This window comes from Clostridium autoethanogenum DSM 10061, from assembly GCF_001484725.1.
Taxonomy (GTDB): domain Bacteria; phylum Bacillota; class Clostridia; order Clostridiales; family Clostridiaceae; genus Clostridium_B; species Clostridium_B ljungdahlii.
This window is the reverse complement of record NZ_CP012395.1, coordinates 1,691,033-1,709,461: the sequence shown is the minus strand read 5'-3', so window position 1 is coordinate 1,709,461 and position 18,429 is coordinate 1,691,033. Positions and strand designations below refer to the sequence as shown.

At 31.8% G+C, this 18,429-nt stretch carries 12 protein-coding genes; 9 read left to right on the top strand and 3 right to left on the bottom strand.

Going from position 1 to position 18,429, the window contains the following annotated elements:
- Positions 1-14: 14 nt before the first annotated feature.
- Positions 15-1,805, bottom strand: coding sequence for a carbon starvation CstA family protein (locus CLAU_RS07680; protein WP_023162325.1), 1,791 nt, complete (start codon positions 1,803-1,805; stop codon positions 15-17).
- A 289-nt stretch (positions 1,806-2,094) separates the two neighbouring features.
- Positions 2,095-3,888 (bottom strand): carbon starvation CstA family protein, encoded by a 1,794-nt coding sequence (locus CLAU_RS07675; protein WP_023162324.1) that lies wholly within the window; start codon positions 3,886-3,888, stop codon positions 2,095-2,097.
- Between the two features lie 495 nt (positions 3,889-4,383).
- Here CLAU_RS07675 and CLAU_RS07670 point away from each other — a divergent pair, with 495 nt between their 5' ends.
- From CLAU_RS07670 to CLAU_RS07640, 7 genes are all read left to right on the top strand, one after another.
- Positions 4,384-6,072, top strand: coding sequence for a LytS/YhcK type 5TM receptor domain-containing protein (locus CLAU_RS07670; RefSeq protein WP_023162323.1), 1,689 nt, complete (start codon positions 4,384-4,386; stop codon positions 6,070-6,072).
- The gene (locus tag CLAU_RS07665; protein ID WP_023162322.1) at positions 6,065-6,835 is read left to right on the top strand and encodes a LytR/AlgR family response regulator transcription factor; all 771 of its coding nucleotides are present in this window, start codon (positions 6,065-6,067) and stop codon (positions 6,833-6,835) included. The genes CLAU_RS07670 and CLAU_RS07665 overlap by 8 nt, the downstream gene beginning before the upstream one ends.
- A 346-nt stretch (positions 6,836-7,181) precedes the next feature.
- The gene (locus tag CLAU_RS07660; RefSeq protein WP_023162321.1) at positions 7,182-7,469 is read left to right on the top strand and encodes a thiamine-binding protein; all 288 of its coding nucleotides are present in this window, start codon (positions 7,182-7,184) and stop codon (positions 7,467-7,469) included.
- Positions 7,470-7,505: 36 nt separating this feature from the next.
- Positions 7,506-8,447, top strand: coding sequence for a 3-hydroxyacyl-CoA dehydrogenase family protein (locus CLAU_RS07655; protein WP_029170114.1), 942 nt, complete (start codon positions 7,506-7,508; stop codon positions 8,445-8,447).
- Between the two features lie 523 nt (positions 8,448-8,970).
- On the top strand, positions 8,971-10,260 hold the full coding sequence (locus CLAU_RS07650) for a dihydroorotase (protein WP_023162319.1): 1,290 nt from the start codon (positions 8,971-8,973) through the stop codon (positions 10,258-10,260).
- Positions 10,261-10,602: 342 nt separating this feature from the next.
- Positions 10,603-11,520: an ABC transporter ATP-binding protein gene (locus CLAU_RS07645; RefSeq protein ID WP_023162318.1), complete on the top strand. Its 918-nt coding sequence runs from the start codon at positions 10,603-10,605 to the stop codon at positions 11,518-11,520.
- Positions 11,521-11,538: 18 nt separating this feature from the next.
- Positions 11,539-12,333 carry an ABC transporter permease subunit gene (locus tag CLAU_RS07640; RefSeq protein WP_023162317.1) on the top strand — a complete coding sequence of 265 codons (795 nt, stop codon included), beginning with the start codon at positions 11,539-11,541 and terminating at the stop codon, positions 12,331-12,333.
- 338 nt (positions 12,334-12,671) lie between these two features.
- On the opposite strand, the gene CLAU_RS07635 is transcribed toward CLAU_RS07640, so the two are convergent.
- The gene (locus CLAU_RS07635; protein WP_023162316.1) at positions 12,672-14,585 is read right to left on the bottom strand and encodes an ABC-F family ATP-binding cassette domain-containing protein; all 1,914 of its coding nucleotides are present in this window, start codon (positions 14,583-14,585) and stop codon (positions 12,672-12,674) included.
- 420 nt (positions 14,586-15,005) lie between these two features.
- On the opposite strand from CLAU_RS07635, the gene CLAU_RS07630 reads away from it, so the two are divergent.
- Together CLAU_RS07630 and CLAU_RS07625 are read left to right on the top strand one after the other, a co-directional pair.
- Positions 15,006-15,638 (top strand): redox-sensing transcriptional repressor Rex, encoded by a 633-nt coding sequence (locus CLAU_RS07630; RefSeq protein WP_023162315.1) that lies wholly within the window; start codon positions 15,006-15,008, stop codon positions 15,636-15,638.
- A gap of 392 nt (positions 15,639-16,030) precedes the next feature.
- Entirely contained in the window at positions 16,031-18,304 is a 2,274-nt protein-coding gene (locus CLAU_RS07625) for a bifunctional dihydroorotate dehydrogenase B NAD binding subunit/NADPH-dependent glutamate synthase (protein ID WP_023162314.1), read from the top strand.
- The last annotated feature ends 125 nt before the right edge of the window (positions 18,305-18,429 follow it).

Sequence of the window (18,429 nt, the reverse complement as noted above, 5' to 3'; positions counted from 1 at the left end):
TTTAGGGTGTTTTACTAAACTGCGGTATTTTCAGGTGTATTGTCATACTTCCCTGATTTTAAATCTGAAATCCAATGCTTGATACTTTCGTAAAGTATAACTATCAATATGGCCATAACGATTAGAGATAATACTGTAAGTGTAGTTTTACCGTGTGGAATATAGTTGCCAGTTATATTTTCAATTGAAGCTGTTAAAGTTGCCACACTTATAAATGCCATTGGTATTACTGTAATTGGCATGTACTTCTTTTTGCCCATTCTTATAAGTACTGATGTACCTATTGCAAAGGCTATAGCTGCTAAGCTTTGGTTTGCTACACCAAATAGAGGCCAGATAGTTGATATATTACCTGTATACAGTAAGTAGCCCCAACATACAGACATAAGCAAACTGAAGAATATTATGTTAAACCAAGAATCCTTTTTTGCAAGAGGCTTGCAGAACTTACCGATTAAATCTTGAAGTAAGTATCTACCTATTCTAGTACCTGAGTCTATAGTTGTCAGTATAAATAATGCTTCAAACATTATACAGAAATGATACCAGTAAGACATCAATCCTTTTAAGCCAGGAATCTGATAGAATACGTAGGACATACCAACTGCAAGAGATACAGATCCACCAGTTCTTCCTGCTAAATTTTCTCCTACTAGCTGTTGCAGCATAGGGAGTTCTTTTGGAATCATGCCTAGTTTTGCAAATACAGCTGGTGTTGAATTTATAGCAAAGTAATCCGCAGTTGGAAGGCAAGTTGCAGCAATTAATGCCATTAAAGCTATAAAGGATTCTAGAAGCATAGAACCAAAACCTATAGGAAGTATATCTTTTTCATTTGAAATAAGTTTAGGTGTAGTACCAGAACCTATTAATGAATGGAAACCTGATAGAGCACCACAGGCAATGGTTATAAATACAAATGGGAATACTTTACCTGAAACTATAGGACCGCCGCCATTTACAAATTTAGTGATAGCAGGCATCTGAAGTTCTGGTCTTACAAATATAATACCTACTGCAAGTACTGCCATAACTCCAAGTTTCATGTAAGTACTCAAATAATCTCTTGGCAGTAACAAAAGCCATACAGGAAGTACAGCTGCACAAAAACCATAAGCGGCAAGTATAAGTGACATTTGTTTTACATTGAAAGTAAGAAATGGTGCTAAAGCTGAATGCTGAACAGTTGGTCCTAAAATAACTCCAAGTAATATAAGTACCATACCAATAATTGTACCTTCAGCTATTTTACCTGGTCGTAAGAATTTAAGATAAATACCTATAAAAAGTGCAACTGGAATAGTAAATCCAACTGTAAACGTTCCCCATGGACTGTTGTTAAGTGAGTTTACTATAGGAAGTCCAAGACCTGCCATTGTTATTATGAGTATGAATATAACTGAAACTGATGTAATATAACCCATTCTTTCACCAAGATTTTTCCTGGCAATTTCGGCAATTGATTGTCCATCTTGTCTAACTGAAGCAAATAAGATAACCATGTCGTGAACGGCACCGCCTAGTACACCACCTATTAAAATCCAAAGTGTACCTGGAAGATATCCGAATTGCGCTGCTAAAACTGGTCCTATAAGTGGTCCAGCACCTGCAATTGCAGCAAAATGATGTCCAAGAAGTATCCATTTGTTAGTTGGTACATAATCATGTCCATCTTCGAACTTTTTAGACGGGACTTCTCTTGTTTCATCTAATGCTAGAACTTTTGCTGCTACAAATGATCCATATATTCTGTAGCCTGCGACTAATACAAGAGCGCCTATAATTACTAGTACTATAGAATTCATATAAAAACCTCCTTTTTAATTTTTAATAATTATAAATAGTTCATTAATAATTAATTATATGAATTTTATTACATGTTTATAATAGTCTGAATTTATTGATTTTCATACCCAAATATTCCAAAGTGCAAAAAAACGGATGCGAATGGTCAAAAATAACATGTGAATGGTATTTACAATGAGTTGAATAACATAATTGAATTTTACAGTGTGAAAAATTTATAAAAAAAATTCACAGTGTGAATTTTTTTTCATACACACTGTGAATAAAACTTTTAAGGATAAACCCTATTTATCCAACTATTTTTTCTTCTTGAGGCTTATCATAATCTCCGGATTTTAAATCTTTAATCCAGTGTCTTATGCTTTCATAAAGTATAATTATTACTATAGCTATGAGAATTAAAGATAACACTGTAAGTGTAGTTTTATGATTTGGAATATAGTTTCCTGTTATATTTTCAACTGATGCAGTTAAAGTAGCCACACTTATAAATGCCATAGGTATTATTGTAATAGGTATATACTTTCTCTTGCCCATTCTTATAAGTACTGAAGTACCTATTGCAAAGGCTATAGCTGACAAACTTTGATTTGCCACACCAAATAAAGGCCATATTGTAGATATATTACCTGTACACAGTAAATATCCCCAACAGAAAGACATAAGCAAGCTGAAGAATATTATGTTAAACCAGGAGTCCTGTTTTGCAAGAGGCTTACAGAATTTTCCGAATAAATCCTGAAATAAATATCTTCCTATTCTAGTACCTGAGTCTATAGTAGTGAGTATAAATAATGCTTCAAACATTATGCAGAAATGATACCAGTAAGACATCAATCCTTTAAGTCCAGGAATTTTATAGAATACGTAAGACATACCAACAGCTAATGATACTGAACCGCCAGTTCTTCCTACTAAGTTTTCTCCTACTAACTGCTGCAGCATAGGGAGTTCTTTTGGAACCATACCTAGTTTTGCAAATAGAGCTGGTGTTGAATTTATAGCAAAGTAATCAGCAGTTGGAAGACAAGTTGCTGCAATTAATGCCATTAAAGCTATGAAAGATTCTATAATCATTGATCCATAACCAACAGCTAAAATATCCTTTTCATTGGCAATAAGCTTAGGGGTTGTACCAGTACTTATCAATGAATGGAAACCTGATAGAGCACCACAAGCTATAGTTATAAATATAAATGGAAATACTTTACCTGGAACTATAGGTCCTCCACCATTTACAAATTTAGTAAGAGCAGGCATTTGAAGTTCTGGTCTTACAAGTACAATACCTACTACAAGTGCGGCCATAACTCCAATTTTCATGTAAGTGCTTAGGTAACCTCTTGGAATAAGTAAGAGCCATACAGGAAGAACAGCTGCACAGAAACCGTATATAGCAAGTATAAGTGACATTTGCTTTACATTAAAAGTTAAATATGGAGCAAGTGCTGAACTTTGGATAGTTGGTCCTAAAATAACTCCTAATAAAATAAGTGCCATACCAATTATGGTACCTTCACCTATTTTACCTGGTCTTATAAATTTAAGATAAATACCTATGAATATTGAGACTGGAATAGTAAAACCTACGGTAAAAGTTCCCCATGGACTACTGGCAAGAGAGTTTACTATTGGAAGCCCAAGGCCTGCCATGGTAATTATTAGTATAAAAATAACAGAAATTGATGTAATATAACCCATTCTTTCGCCTAAATTTTTTCTTGCAATTTCGGCTATGGATTGACCATCTTGTCTAACTGAAGCAAACAATATAACCATATCGTGAACTCCTCCAGCTAGTACACCACCTATTAAAATCCAAAGTGTACCTGGAAGATATCCGAATTGTGCTGCTAAAACTGGTCCTATAAGTGGCCCAGCACCGGCAATGGCTGCGAAGTGCTGTCCTAAAAGCATCCATTTGTTTGTAGGCAAATAGTCATGCCCATCCTCAAATTTTTTAGCGGGAACTTCTCTTGTTTCATCTAGAACTAAGACTTTTGCGGCTAAAAATGATCCATAAAGTCTGTAGCCTATAACTAATACTAAAGCTCCTATAATTACTAGTACTATAGAGTTCATATAAGTACCTCCTTGTAAAATTTTTAATAAATTAAAAGTGCTTGATTAATAAATAACAATGGTAACGTTATTACATATTGATAATAGTCCGAATTTATTCGTTTTCATACTAATGCACTCTAAAATGGTAAAAAAGGGTGATAAATAGTCGAAAATAGATGGTAATCGGTAAGAGGTATTTATATAATAAAGTTAACAAAGCAATTGAATTTTGTTATTATAATATAAGGGGTGCTATTATATTTTTTAGGCATAAACAGAGTTCTTGACATCAGATGGAGTTTTGACTCCATCTGATGCTTAGAAATCGTTATCCAGGGACGTAGCTGCTCTTTACTCACACTTAGAGAAAAGCAGATATCCCAAATCTTTGATTTGGTGATAGTCGCTTTTGCTGTGTGCGTGGGAGTATTAGAGCAGGTAGTCATCGGATAAAAGTTCAAATAGTTGGTTCCTGCTAGTTCTCATAGATAATTATACGAGGAGTGATATACTTTGATTTATCTTAAATTACTTCAGAACATGGCCTTAATTGCTTTATCTGCATATATGTACAATCATTCTAGTATTTTAAAACAATTAATCAAAGATGAGCTGGGAACTGCAGATAAAATTTTACTTGTAATATTTTTTAGTACTCTAGGTATTTTAAGTAATTATACAGGGGTAAATGTAGAACCAGCTAATAATATTAATTCAGAAACTATGGCTTTGGGGTATCTGGGAATGCATGATGCTATAGCTAACACAAGACCTATTGCAGCCATAGTGTCCGGATATATTGGAGGACCTTTAATTGGAGTTATAGTAGGATTGATTTCAGGAGTCCATAGGTATGCTTTAGGTGGGTTTACAGCTGTTGCTTGCACTATTGCAACTATAGTAGAAGGGCTTATAGGAGGTATTGCAAGAAAATATTCCAAGGATGAAAGCCTTAATGTAAAACACGCATTTTTTGCGGCCATAGTTGCAGAATGTTTTCAAATGATAATAATTCTAATATTTGCAAGACCTCTTATAAGTGCACTTATATTAGTAAAAATTATAGCTGTCCCAATGATACTTATAAATTCATTAGGTACTGTTATTTTTATAAGTATAATAAAAAGTGTTAAGGAAGAATATAATAAAGTTGGAGCTATAGAAGCACAAAAGGCTTTAAACATTGCAAAGAGAACTGTAAAATATATGAGAAAAGGACTTGGAGAGGAAACAGCTAAAAATGTATCAAAAATAATATATGAAGTAGCAAATATTGATGGAATACTTATAGGGGATAAAAGTGATATTTTGACTTGTTCTGTTAAAAACATAAATAAGATAAGATTAAGAGAAAGTATATATAAGGGTGATAAATTTCCTGTTTATAAAATCATAAATGAAGGACAGATGTTTTTTGTGTGTGCACCATTTAATATACCAAACTCTGGTTTTCAAGGAGTACTGGGACTTGGATTGAAGTCAAAAAAAGATATTAACAATTATTTTATACAATTTGTACAAGAACTAAGCGATTTACTCTCTAACCAGATAGAATTATATAAACTAAATAAATTGGCAGAAGAAGCATCTATAGCAGAATTTAAAGCGCTAAGATCCCAGATACAACCTCATTTTTTGTTTAATGCCCTAAATACTATATCGTCATTTTGTAGGACAAACCCCTCTAAAGCTAGGGAACTTATTATAGATTTATCAAATTATTTTAGACAAACTTTAAAGAGAGAAGAGGATTTTGCCTATTTAAAAGATGAATTAGAATTTACTAAATCATACATTTCTATTGAAGAAGCTAGATTTGGAAATAGGCTGAAGCTAATTATTGATATACCAGATAAAATGATGACAGCCAAGGTTCCTGCATTCATACTACAGCCTATTGTAGAAAATGCTATAAAACATGGAATACTGCCCAAACCTGAAGGCGGCAGTGTATATCTTAAGGCATCTTTTAAGGATAAGGAAATACTATTTTCAGTAGAAGATACTGGAGTAGGTATGAGTAATGAAAGATTAAATGAAATTTTAACTAAATGGCCTGGAATAGGATTGAAGAATGTAAATGAAAGATTAAAACTATTATATGGGGAAGACCATGGACTAAGTATAAAGACTTCTTTAAATAATGGAACTAAAATTAGTTTCCTCATATCAATGAAGGAGGTTTCATCGGCAAATGGATAAACTGAAATGTGTTATTGTAGAAGATGAGATTCCTGCTGCGGAGGAATTGAATTATATAATATCAAAATATGAGGATTTATGTATAGAAGGAATTGCATACGATGGTAAAAGTGGACTAGATCTTATAAAAAATAAAAAACCAAATGCTGTATTTTTAGATATAAATATGCCTTTAAAAAATGGTATTGAATTGGCAAAAGTCATTAAAAAATTTGATAAGTCAATAGATATAATATTTGTTACTGCTTATGAACAATATGCAGTTCAGGCTTTCGAAATATATGCCCTTGATTATGTACTTAAACCTTTTGATGAAAAGAGAATAGCTGTTACTATAAGAAGATTAATTAGCAAATGGCGTGAAAAAAGTTCAGAAAATGAAAAAATACCTGATATATTAAATGAAATAGTAAGTAAAATAGACAAAGAGAGTAATTTGGTAAAAAGAATTCCTTGTGAGAGGCAAGGAAAGATAATTTTAGTAAATGTAAAGGATATCTATTATTGCTACATAGAAGATGATAAAACCTATGTTAAAACTAAAAATGACAGATATCTGGTTGGGACAACTCTTTATCAGATAGAAGAGAAAACTAATTTTTTTAGATGTCATAGGAGCTACCTGGTAAACATGGATAATATAAAAGAATTATATTCTTGGTTTAATGGAACTTATAAGCTGGTTATGGATGATGAAGAAAAGTCAGAAATTCCTATAAGCAGAAGTAACGTAAAAAAATTAAGAGAATTATTGAAGATATGAACTATAGAGTTTCTAAGCAAAAAATCAAATTATACTTCGGATATTTTTTACAATCTTCAGCTCATTAAATATTTTGATAAGTCTAAGTAAAAAATTCTAAAAAAGCTAAGAATTTTTGAAAACTCGTACCTCAAACAATTCAAAAGTTCTAAGTTTTTACGAATTTTTTCCTAAGATTTATATACAAAATATTTAAAAGAGCTTCATTATTGTAAAAATATCCCTGCGTATAATTTGATTTTTAAGTTAGAATACTCATATAGGGTTTTCAATCTAAAAGTTAACTTATACAGATCATGTAATGACAAAATAGTTAAAAATTAAATTTGAAAAGGAGAAATGTATTATGGCATTAGTAAATGTAAGTCTTCAAGTATTACCTGTAGTGAAGGATAAGGATTTGTATGGTGTTGTTGATAAGGTTATAGAGTATATAGCGTCTACTGGGGTAAAGTATGAAGTAGGACCTATGGAAACTACTATGGAAGGTGAATTGAGTGAACTTCTGAAAATAGTAGAAAAGGCTCAAAGTATATGTACAGAAGCAGGTGCAGAGAGAGTTGCATCTGTAGTAAAAATAGATTATAAACCAACAGGAGTAACAATGAAAGAGAAAATTGGCAAGTATAGATAGTCAGCAATTGCTATATTTAAGAAGGGATGAAAAATGATGAACATTAAAAACATAGCAGTTTTAGGAACTGGAACTATGGGACATGGTATAGCATTACTTTCTGCAAAGGCAGGATTAAATGTAGTTATGTATGGCAGATCTGATGCAAGCTTGGAAAGAGGATTTAATAATATAAAATCTAGCCTAAATAGTTTAAAGGCTGCAGGAAAATTGTCAGATGAAAAATGTAAAGAAATTTTAAGCAAAATAAAAGGTGTTAAAACAATTCAAGAAGCTGCCAAAGATGCTGATTTTATAATAGAGGCATTAGCTGAAAATTTAGAGTTAAAACAGGATATCTTTAGGCAGTTGGATGAAATTTGTTCACCAGATGTAGTTTTAACTAGTAATACTTCAGGACTTAGTCCAACGGCTATAGCTAAGAATACAAAGTACCCTGAAAGAGTAGCAATTGCCCACTTTTGGAATCCACCACAGCTGATTCCATTGGTAGAAGTAGTACCAGGAGAAAAAACATCACAGGATGCGATGAAAATAGTCATGAACTGGGTTGAATTTATAGGTAAAAAAGCTGTTCGCATGGAAAAGGAATGTTTAGGGTTTATAGGGAATAGACTTCAACTTGCACTTCTTAGAGAAGCCTTATATATAGTAGAACAAGGTTGGGCAAAACCAGAAGAGGTAGATAAAGCCATGGAATATGGACATGGTAGAAGATTACCTGTTACAGGCCCATTATGCAGTGCAGATTTAGGAGGCTTAGACATATTTCATAATATATCTACATATTTATTTAAAGATTTATGTAATTATACAAAACCTTCTAAGTTAATGCAGGATAAAGTTGAAGCTGGAAATTTGGGAAGTAAGAGTGGACAAGGATTTTATAATTGGACACCAGAAGATTTAGAAAAGAAACAAAAAGAACGTACAGAAGTACTTTTAGACTTTTTAGAGAGAGATTCTAAGGGAAAATAAAGTTTTTAAATAACAAAGTACAAAGTTTAAATATCAAATAAGGATAATTTTCTTTCTAACATAAGAAAATAAAAAAATTACGACATAACTTTTTCAAGAGGACAATTGACAGAGGACAGAGGACAATGAAGGTGAGTTTTCCTCCTTACGTCAGAAAACTAATTTATTTTTTAAGCTTGTTTTGCTAATGCAAAACATCGCTTAAGCAGGCTCTAAAATCTGTGATTTTCAGATAATTGCTTGCTCAGAAAGTACTTTTTAGAAACAAAAAACGTGAGTTTCTTTTAAATTAAAGATTTTTCGTAGTGCAGCGGAGAAAAATATTCCTTCACTGTCCTCTGTCAATTGTCAATTGTCCTCTCAAAAAAAGTTGATTTTTAAGTTAGAAACTCTACATTACAGGCTGCTGGCAAATATATTTTGTCGGCAGTTTTTGTATTATCAATGAAATAGATAGCTAAAGACACTTATTTCTGGTAGAATAAATGCAAAATAGCTTATGAATATAGTAGGAGGATTTGGAATGATACTTATTAAAAACGGATATGTTATTGACCCATTGAGCAAATTAAATAAAAATATGGATATTTTAATAGATAATGAAAATGTAATAAAAGTTGACAAAAACATAGATGAAGAAAACGTAGATAAGGTTATAGATGCTTCTTCTTGCATAGTTGCTCCAGGTTTTATAGATATACACAGTCATTTTAGAGATCCTGGTTTTACCTATAAAGAGGATATATTTACTGGAGCAAATGCAGGTGCAAGGGGAGGATACACAACGGTTATATGTATGGCCAATACTAAACCGGTGGTAGACAATGTTGAGACTTTAAACTATATATTGAACAAGGCTAAAATGGCAAGAATTGAAGTACTTCAAGTAGCTTCTATAACAAAAGGAATGGCTGGAAAAGAAATTGTAGACATGAAAAAGTTAAAGGAAGCTGGAGCAGTAGGATTTTCTGATGATGGTAAACCAATTATAAGTTCAAAAACAGCAGTTGAGGCTATGAACATGGCAAGAGAGCTTGATGTAGTTCTTAGCTTTCACGAAGAAGATCCAGAACTAATAAGTGAAAATGGAATAAATTCAGGGAAAATAGCAGACGCATTAGATATAAAAGGTTCTCCAAAAGAAGCAGAAAATGTGCTTGTTGCAAGAGATGCAGCACTTGCAATATCAACTAAAGCAAAAATTGACATTCAACATATAAGTTCTGGTTTATCTGTTGAACTTGTTAGATGGGCAAAAAGAATGGGTGCAAATATAACGGCAGAGGCAACACCACATCATTTTAGCATAACAGAAGAGGAAGTCTTGAAAAAGGGAGCAAGTGCAAAAGTAAATCCACCTTTGAGAATGGAAAGTGACAGAAAGGCTATAATTGAGGCACTGAAAGATAACACAATTGAAATAATAGCTACAGACCATGCACCCCATTCAAGGGAAGAAAAAGAAGGTAAAATTTCTAAAGCACCAAGTGGAATGATAGGCCTTGAAACTGCACTTTCCCTTGCAATTTCAAAATTAGTTAAGCCAGGATATTTAAGTTACATGGATGTTATAGAAAAGTTTACTGTAAATCCTGCGAAATTGTATAGATTAGATAGAGGATATATAAAAGAAGGACATAGGGCAGATATTGTAATATTTAATCCTGAGGAAGAATATGTGGTAAGTAACTTTTATTCTAAGTCCTGCAATTCTCCTTTTATAGGTGAAAAGTTGTATGGAAAAGTAAAGAGAACGATATATAAGGGAACTATTGTGTATAAAGACGAGAAAACAGGCTGTTTTAATTATTAGTCTGCTTGGAGTTGTGTTAAAAGAATAGAAGTAATAAATGCCAAGTTGTAAAAAGTATAAATTAAAGATTATATATATATGAGCCTTGCTTAATTAAAAGAAGCAGGGCTTTAATTATGAAATCATGTTTCCTGCAAGTTGATTTTTTCAACTAAGATCAACTACAACTCCATTTACGGGAAATAGGTCAACATCTAAAATATTATTTAGAGGCGATAGAAAGAAATGAATATTTTAATAAGGTAGATAAATGATTTGAGGATAATAATTGTAATGGAACAAATACTCGTATAGATGAGACAACAATCAAGAAAAAACTGAAAGAAAGGTTAGGTGAAAAAAGTGAATGCAATAAGTATAAAAAATCTTAAAAAGTCTTACGATGGGCAGATTAATGCTTTGAACAATATAAGTCTAAGTATACCAAAAGGCGAGATATTTGGATTTCTTGGCCCTAATGGTTCAGGAAAAACCACTACAGTTAGAATTCTTAATGAAATTCTTTCGGCAACGTCAGGATATGCTGAAATTTTAGGAATACCTGTGGGAAAAAATAATATTGAAATTCATAGATTATGTGGGGTTATGACTGAAAGTTCTTCCTGCTACGAAAACCTTACTGCTGAGCAAAATTTAATATTTTTTGGCAAAATGCATGGAATGAGTGAAAAATTGCTTAATGAACGTACTGATTTTATATTGAAAAGGCTGGAGTTATTAGATGTAAGAAACAGGAAGGTAAAATCTTTTAGTACGGGAATGAGAAAGAGAGTTTCTCTAGCTGTAGCATTAGTTCATAATCCTAAGATTTTATTTCTTGATGAACCTACTTCTGGTTTAGATCCAGAAAATGCACTGAATGTTACAAGGCTTATAAAAGAACTTGCAGAGGAAAATGAGGTTACAATATTTCTTTGTACCCATCAATTAAAATATGCTGAAGATATCTGCACACTATATGGTTTTATAAATAATGGTAGTATTCTCGGGTTAGGTACATTTGATGAACTTGCTTTAAGGAAAAATGCGGCTCTTCAATTAAAAATTAGAGGAAAAAATATTTCGGAAAAACTTGGATTTATCCATGAAGGTAATGATATATATAGCAAATCTATTTTAGGAGATAAAGAGGTAAATACTCTGATACAAGGTATACTGACAAGTGGTGGAGAAATTTATGAGGCGATGCAGAAGAAATGGTCACTAGAACAACTTTACTTTAAATATATAAAAGGCACATCTAATGATGTAACTTTATAAGTCTGGAGGGGTTAGGGTATGAATATAAGTGAAAAAGCATTGATCTATAAAGATATAAATGAAATAACAAGTTCAAAACGTGTTATTATGCCTATGACTATTGTACCGATTATTTTGATTGTAATCATACCATTAGGTATACTTATTGGTGCGAACTTTGTTGAAAATGATTCAAGTATGCTTACAAAAATGGCTCCTCTCCTAAGAAAATTGCCTCCTGAATATGCAGCATATACTCCAGCTAAGCTTTTAATAAAAGTAAGTATAGACTTTATGTTCCCATCATACTTTCTCATAATTCCAATAATGTGTTCAGGAGTTATTGGAGCCAGTAGTTTTGTGGGAGAAAAAGAGCATAAAACTCTGGAGTCTCTGCTTTACACACCAATATCCATGGAACAACTGCTTAGAGCTAAGATTTTAGGTGTTTTTGTGCCATCTTACATCGTGACTTTCATTTCATTTATAGTCTTTGGCATCATATGTAATATAGGTGGTTTTATCTATTTTGGAAGACTTATTTTTCCAGACATAAAATGGCTCATAATCATACTTTGGATCTCACCTGCAATCAATTTATTATCACTAACATTTACTGTTATGGTATCAGCAAAGTCAGAAACTTTTCAGGAAGCACAGCAGGTAAGCGGCCTTCTCGTCATTCCAGTGATTCTTGTATTAGTAGCTCAAATGACAGGTATACTTTTACTCAATAACCTTGTAATGCTTATAGCGGGTGGAGTTCTTTTAGTACTTGATTATCTATTGATAAAAAGGATTTCATCTAAATTTATTCCTGAGAAATTGATTTAAATAGCTGTTTCTAATTCTTTGAATGTACTTTAAATTCAAGTTAAAAACTACCTTTAATGTGCAGATATCAACAATTTATAGCTGTTTCTAACTTAAAAATAAACTTATGCGTAGAAATATTTTACAATAAACAAGTACATTTGAATATTTTGTATATAAGTCTTAGTTGAAAATTTATGAAAAAGCTTAGGACTTTTGAATTGTCTGAGGTACGAGTTTTCAAAAGTCCTTAGGTTTTTATAAATTTTCTGCTTAGACTTATCAAAATATTTAATCGTGCTTGTGGTTGTAAAAATATTCGGAGCATAAGTTTATTTTTGTTTAGAAACTCTATAAATTTATAACATTTTATCCCAATCAGCGTATAAAGTTTCTATTTCATTTTGTGTATCTGAAAGTTCCTTATTTACAGCACTGCTTTTTTCAGGATTAGAATAAACTTCCTCTAGGCACAGTTTTTTCTGAAGTTCAAGTACGTGATCTTCCAAATTTGAAATTTCTTCTTCAATGTTTTTAACTTTAGATTTTTTTTCACGTTTAGACTTTTCAAGTTCTCTTTTCTTTTTTTTCTCATGTTGTATTTGAGTTTTAGTTTTTGAACTTTGTTCCTCTTCCATTTCAAATCTCAAGGGATTCTTTTTCTTTTCCACATAATAGGTGTAATTACCCAAGTATTCTTTTACACCATTCTCATTTAATTCATATATTTTATTAACGGATTTGTTTAAAAAGTATCTGTCATGGGAAATTACAAGTACGGTACCATCGTAGTTTAATAAAGCTTCTTCTAAGGCTTCACGGGATGTTATATCAAGATGGTTTGTAGGCTCATCTAAAAGTAAAAAATTAGATTTAGACAATATAAGTTTTAATAGATTTATCCTGCACTTTTCTCCACCACTTAAAGAAGATATTTTTTTAAATACGTCATCTCCTGTAAATAAAAAGCTGGCTAGAGCATTTCTTATTTCTGTAGTGGTGAGCTTTGGAAAACTGTCCCATACTTCGTCTATAATTGTTTTTTCAATATTTAAGTCAGATTGTTCTTGGTCGTAGTAGCCTACCAATACATTTTTACCTAATTTGCAAAGACCATCATCTTGTTTTAATTTTCCTAGAATTATTTTAAAAAATGTAGTTTTGCCTCTACCATTTTCACCAATTAAAGCTGTTTTTTCTCCTTTTTTTATATCAAAATTTAAGTTCTTAAACAATAGTTTTTTATCAAAACTTTTACTCAAGTTCTCTACGTGAAGTACGTCATTTCCACTGTTTATCTGAGTTTTAAATGTTATACCTTTAATTTTTTCATCTTTGTCAGGAGCAGCTAGTCTATCAATTTTGTCTAACTTCTTTTGCCTGCTTTCTGCTGCCTTTATGCTCTTTTCTCTGTTAAAAGATCTATATTTTTCAATGATTTCTTCTTGCTTTTTTATTTCTATTTGCTGTATATTATAGGCTTTTAGCTGGACTTCATAATTTTTTTGTTTTAATTCCAAAGAAGTAGTATAATTTCCGCTATAAAAATTTATATGACCGTTTATGAGTTCCATAGTTGACTGGGTTATAGCATCTAAAAAGTATCTATCATGAGATATTATTATGATAGTGCCTTTATAGGATTTTAAATATTCTTCTAGCCATTCTATAGCGTCTAGATCCAGGTGGTTAGTAGGTTCATCTAAAAGAATGATATCAGGTTTAGATAAAAGCAGTTTACAAAGTGCAACCCTTGTTTTTTTCCCACCGCTTAGCACAGTTATAGGATCGTGGAATTCATTTTCTTGAAAACCTAGTCCACTTAAAACTCTGTTTATTTCAGCTTTGTAGGTATAGCCCCCCCTGTTTGTATATATCTCTGAACAGGTGGTATATTTATCTATCAATTTATTTCTATACTCTTCATTTTTGGAATCATAAGGTTCGTTCATCAAGACTTCTAATTTATTTAACTTATTTTCTAAATTAATTAGATCCTGAAACACAGTAAGCATCTCGTCATATATAGTATTTGAAGAATCCAATGACAGATGTTGAGTTAGATATCCAACTGTTTTAGCTTTATCTATAAATAAATTTCCACTGTCATAATTTATTTTACTTGTTAAAATATTAAATAAGGTGGATTTGCCAGCTCCATTTGGACCAATTAATCCTACTTTTTCTCCATCATTTATGTTGAAAGTTATATTTTCAAGTATAATTTCTATTCCATAACTTTTATGAATATTATTGCAACTTAAAACAACCATTAGTAACACCTTCCTTAATCATTAACATTTTACTATGTATAGTAACTTTTTTGTAGTCCTATGTTATAATTATAATTAGAAAATTATGATATGGGATAATTATTGGCTTAAATTTATTTTAAAAAAGAAATTATAGTTAACTTTTAAGCACATTTGTAAGGATTAGGAATGTAGGCAAATTAACAATAGTTGTTACTGCTCATTATTTACGAATGTTAAAAGGTAACTAAAAAAGTGAGTACTATATTGTATAAAGCATGTAAATAATTAATATAATTTACATATAAATGTATTGATTTATGTCTGTATGAATAGGATAATTAAATATATATCAAAGTAATTTATTTAGATACAATAATGGTATTCTAAAAATCAAAAAAGTATTTAAGAGAAATCAAAGAATATAGAAGAAGGTGTAGTATGGATAAAAAAAAGAATATATCAATGGCTGTTATAAAGAGATTGCCAAAATACCATAGGTATTTAATGGATTTAATGAAAAATGACGTGGATAGAATATCCTCTAAGGAATTAAGTGAAAAAATAGGATTTACAGCTTCACAAATAAGGCAGGATTTAAACTGTTTTGGGGACTTTGGACAGCAGGGATATGGGTATAATGTAGGTGAATTATATGGGCAAATATGCAATATACTTGGTCTTACAAAAACTTATAGGACTGTTATAATAGGTGCAGGTAATATAGGTCAGGCTATAGCTAATTATTCTAGATTTGAAAAAATAGGTTTTCGATTAGAAGCTATTTTTGATATAAATCCTAAACTTATAGGTATTAGAATCAGGGATATCGAGATAAGGGATATAGATTATTTAGATGATTACTTAAAAGAAAATAGTATAGATATAGGCGTTATATGTGTACCTAACAATAATGCCCAAAAGGTTTGTGATATTTTAGTCAAAAACAAAGTTAAAGGTATTTGGAATTTTGCTCCTGTAGATTTGGTTACTCCAGAAGATATAAAGATTGAAAATGTTCATTTAAGTGATAGTTTATTAACATTAACGTGTCTTTTAAATGATATAGATTAAAAACTTAAATGAATTCTTTAAGTTAAAAAATTCATTTGTTAGAAAATAAATTTAAATCATAAATATTTAGAAAAAATGAGCAATATTATGAATATAGTTTATATTTTTAGCATATTGTAATTGTTTTCTTGTGCAATTTTCATAATTATATGATATAATTATATAGGTTTATATTAGGTCAAATATGAGTTGAGAAAGGGGCAAAAAGCCGTTTAGTCAGATGTATCTTATTGGGGGGTATTTACTGATGCTGTAGGGTGAATTTCATCCGAATTTACGCCCTTGGAGTGAAAGACCAAACGAAAGTAGCTAACTAGCAAAATCGAACACTATGAAAAGGGAAATAGCCATAGATCTTATGATTTATGTACTAGAAAAAATGGCACAAAAGTATGTACAAGATTGTTAACAAAAAAGAGTTATCACCAAACATATTCTTAATGGATATTGAGGCACCAAGAGTTGCCAAGTCCTGTTTACCAGGACAATTTATCATAGTCAAAATGGATGATAAAGGGGAAAGAATACCTCTTACTATCTGTGATTATGATGCAGGAAAAGGAACTGTTACTATTGTATTTCAGACATTAGGAGCTTCAACTAAAAAAATGGCTAAATATGAAGTGGGAGAATATTTTGAAGATTTTGTTGGACCACTTGGACATTGCTCAGAACTTGTAGAGATGGATCTTAAAGAACTTAAGAAGAAAAATATAATGTTTGTAGCAGGTGGTGTAGGTACTGCACCAGTTTATCCACAGGTAAAGTGGCTTCATCAGCATGGGGTAGAGGCAGATGTTATAGTTGGATGTAAATCAAAAGATTATCTATTATTTGAAGATGAATTAAAACCAATTTGTGGGAATTTATATATAGCAACGGATGATGGAAGTTATGGATATAAAGGATTTGTTACGGATCTTTTAAAAGAGCTTATTGACAAGAAAGATAAAGAGTACGATTGTGTAGTTGCCATAGGGCCTATGATAATGATGAAGTTTATAACTCAAGTTACGAAACAATACGGAATTAAAACAATAGTAAGTTTAAATACTATAATGGTAGATGGAACTGGAATGTGCGGAGCTTGTAGGGTTACTGTAGGTGGAGAATTAAAATTTGCCTGTGTAGATGGTCCTGAATTTGATGGTCATCTTGTAAATTTTGACGAAGCTATGAGAAGACAGGCTATGTATAAAACTGAAGAAGGAAAGAAACTTCTGAAAGAAGAAGAAGGAGACACTTTTGATAGAAAAGGCTGTGAGTGTCACAATGAAGATAAAGCTGCTAGGATGAAAAGAGTACCTATAAAGGAACAGGATCCTAAAGTTAGAGCTACTAATTTTGATGAAGTTTGCTTGGGATACACTGAAGAAGAAGCTGTAAAAGAAGCTTCAAGATGCTTGAATTGTAAAAAGCCTATGTGTGTTACTCAGTGCCCTGTTACAATAACTATACCTAAGTTTGTTGAACAGGTAAAAAATAGAAACTTTGAAGAAGCTGCTAAAATAATAGCAGAATCAAGTGCACTTCCTGCTGTATGTGGAAGAGTATGTCCTCAGGAAACTCAGTGTGAAGGAAAATGTGTACTTGGCAAAAAAGGTGATGCTGTTGCTATAGGTAAGCTGGAAAGATTTGTAGCAGATTGGTCAAGAAAGAATAATATCGATTTATCTAAGACTTTACCTAAAAACGGCAAAAAAGTAGCTGTTATAGGAAGTGGTCCTTCAGGACTTACTTGTGCAGGAGATTTAGCAAAGCTTGGATATGACGTTACTATATTTGAAGCACTTCATGAAGCAGGAGGAGTACTTGTATATGGTATTCCAGAGTTCAGACTTCCAAAGGATACTGTAGTAAAACATGAAGTTGAAAATGTAAAGAAATTAGGAGTAAAAATAGAGACAGATGTAATAATAGGAAGAACTGTTACTATAGATGAACTAGTAGAAAAAGAAAAATTTGATGCTGTATTTATAGGTTCAGGAGCAGGACTACCAAGGTTTATGGGAATACCTGGAGAAAACTTAAATGGAGTATTCTCTGCAAATGAATTCTTAACAAGAAGTAATTTAATGAAAGCATATAGGGATGATTATGCAACTCCTATAAAAGCTGGTAAGAAAGTAGCTGTAGTAGGAGGCGGAAACGTAGCTATGGACTCTGCAAGGACAGCTCTAAGACTTGGAGCAGAAGTATACATAGTATACAGAAGATCCGAAGCAGAACTTCCAGCAAGAGCAGAGGAAGTACACCATGCAAAAGAGGAAGGAATAAAGTTCAATCTTTTAACTAATCCTGTAGAAATATTAGGAGATGAAAAAGGTTGGGTTAATGGAATACGCTGTATTAAGATGGAACTTGGAGAACCAGATGCATCTGGAAGAAGAAAACCAGTTGCAATAAAGGGCTCAGAATTTGATTTAGATGTAGATACTGTAATTATGGCCCTTGGTACTTCACCAAATCCACTTATATCAACTACAACAAAAGGACTTGAAATGAATAAGCGTAAATGCTTAATAGCAGAAGAAGAGACTGGACTTACTACAAGAGAAGGAATATATGCAGGTGGAGATGCAGTAACAGGTGCTGCTACTGTAATACTTGCGATGGGTGCAGGTAAAAAAGCTGCTAAGGCTATAGATGAATATCTGAAAAAATAATCATATATTGAATAAAGAAGCTGTATCAGATTTCTGGTACAGCTTTTTTAATATTGATTGAAAATTATCTTAATAAAATGGTATACTATCAGAAATAAGTATACGATTTTGGTAAAAATTTTACG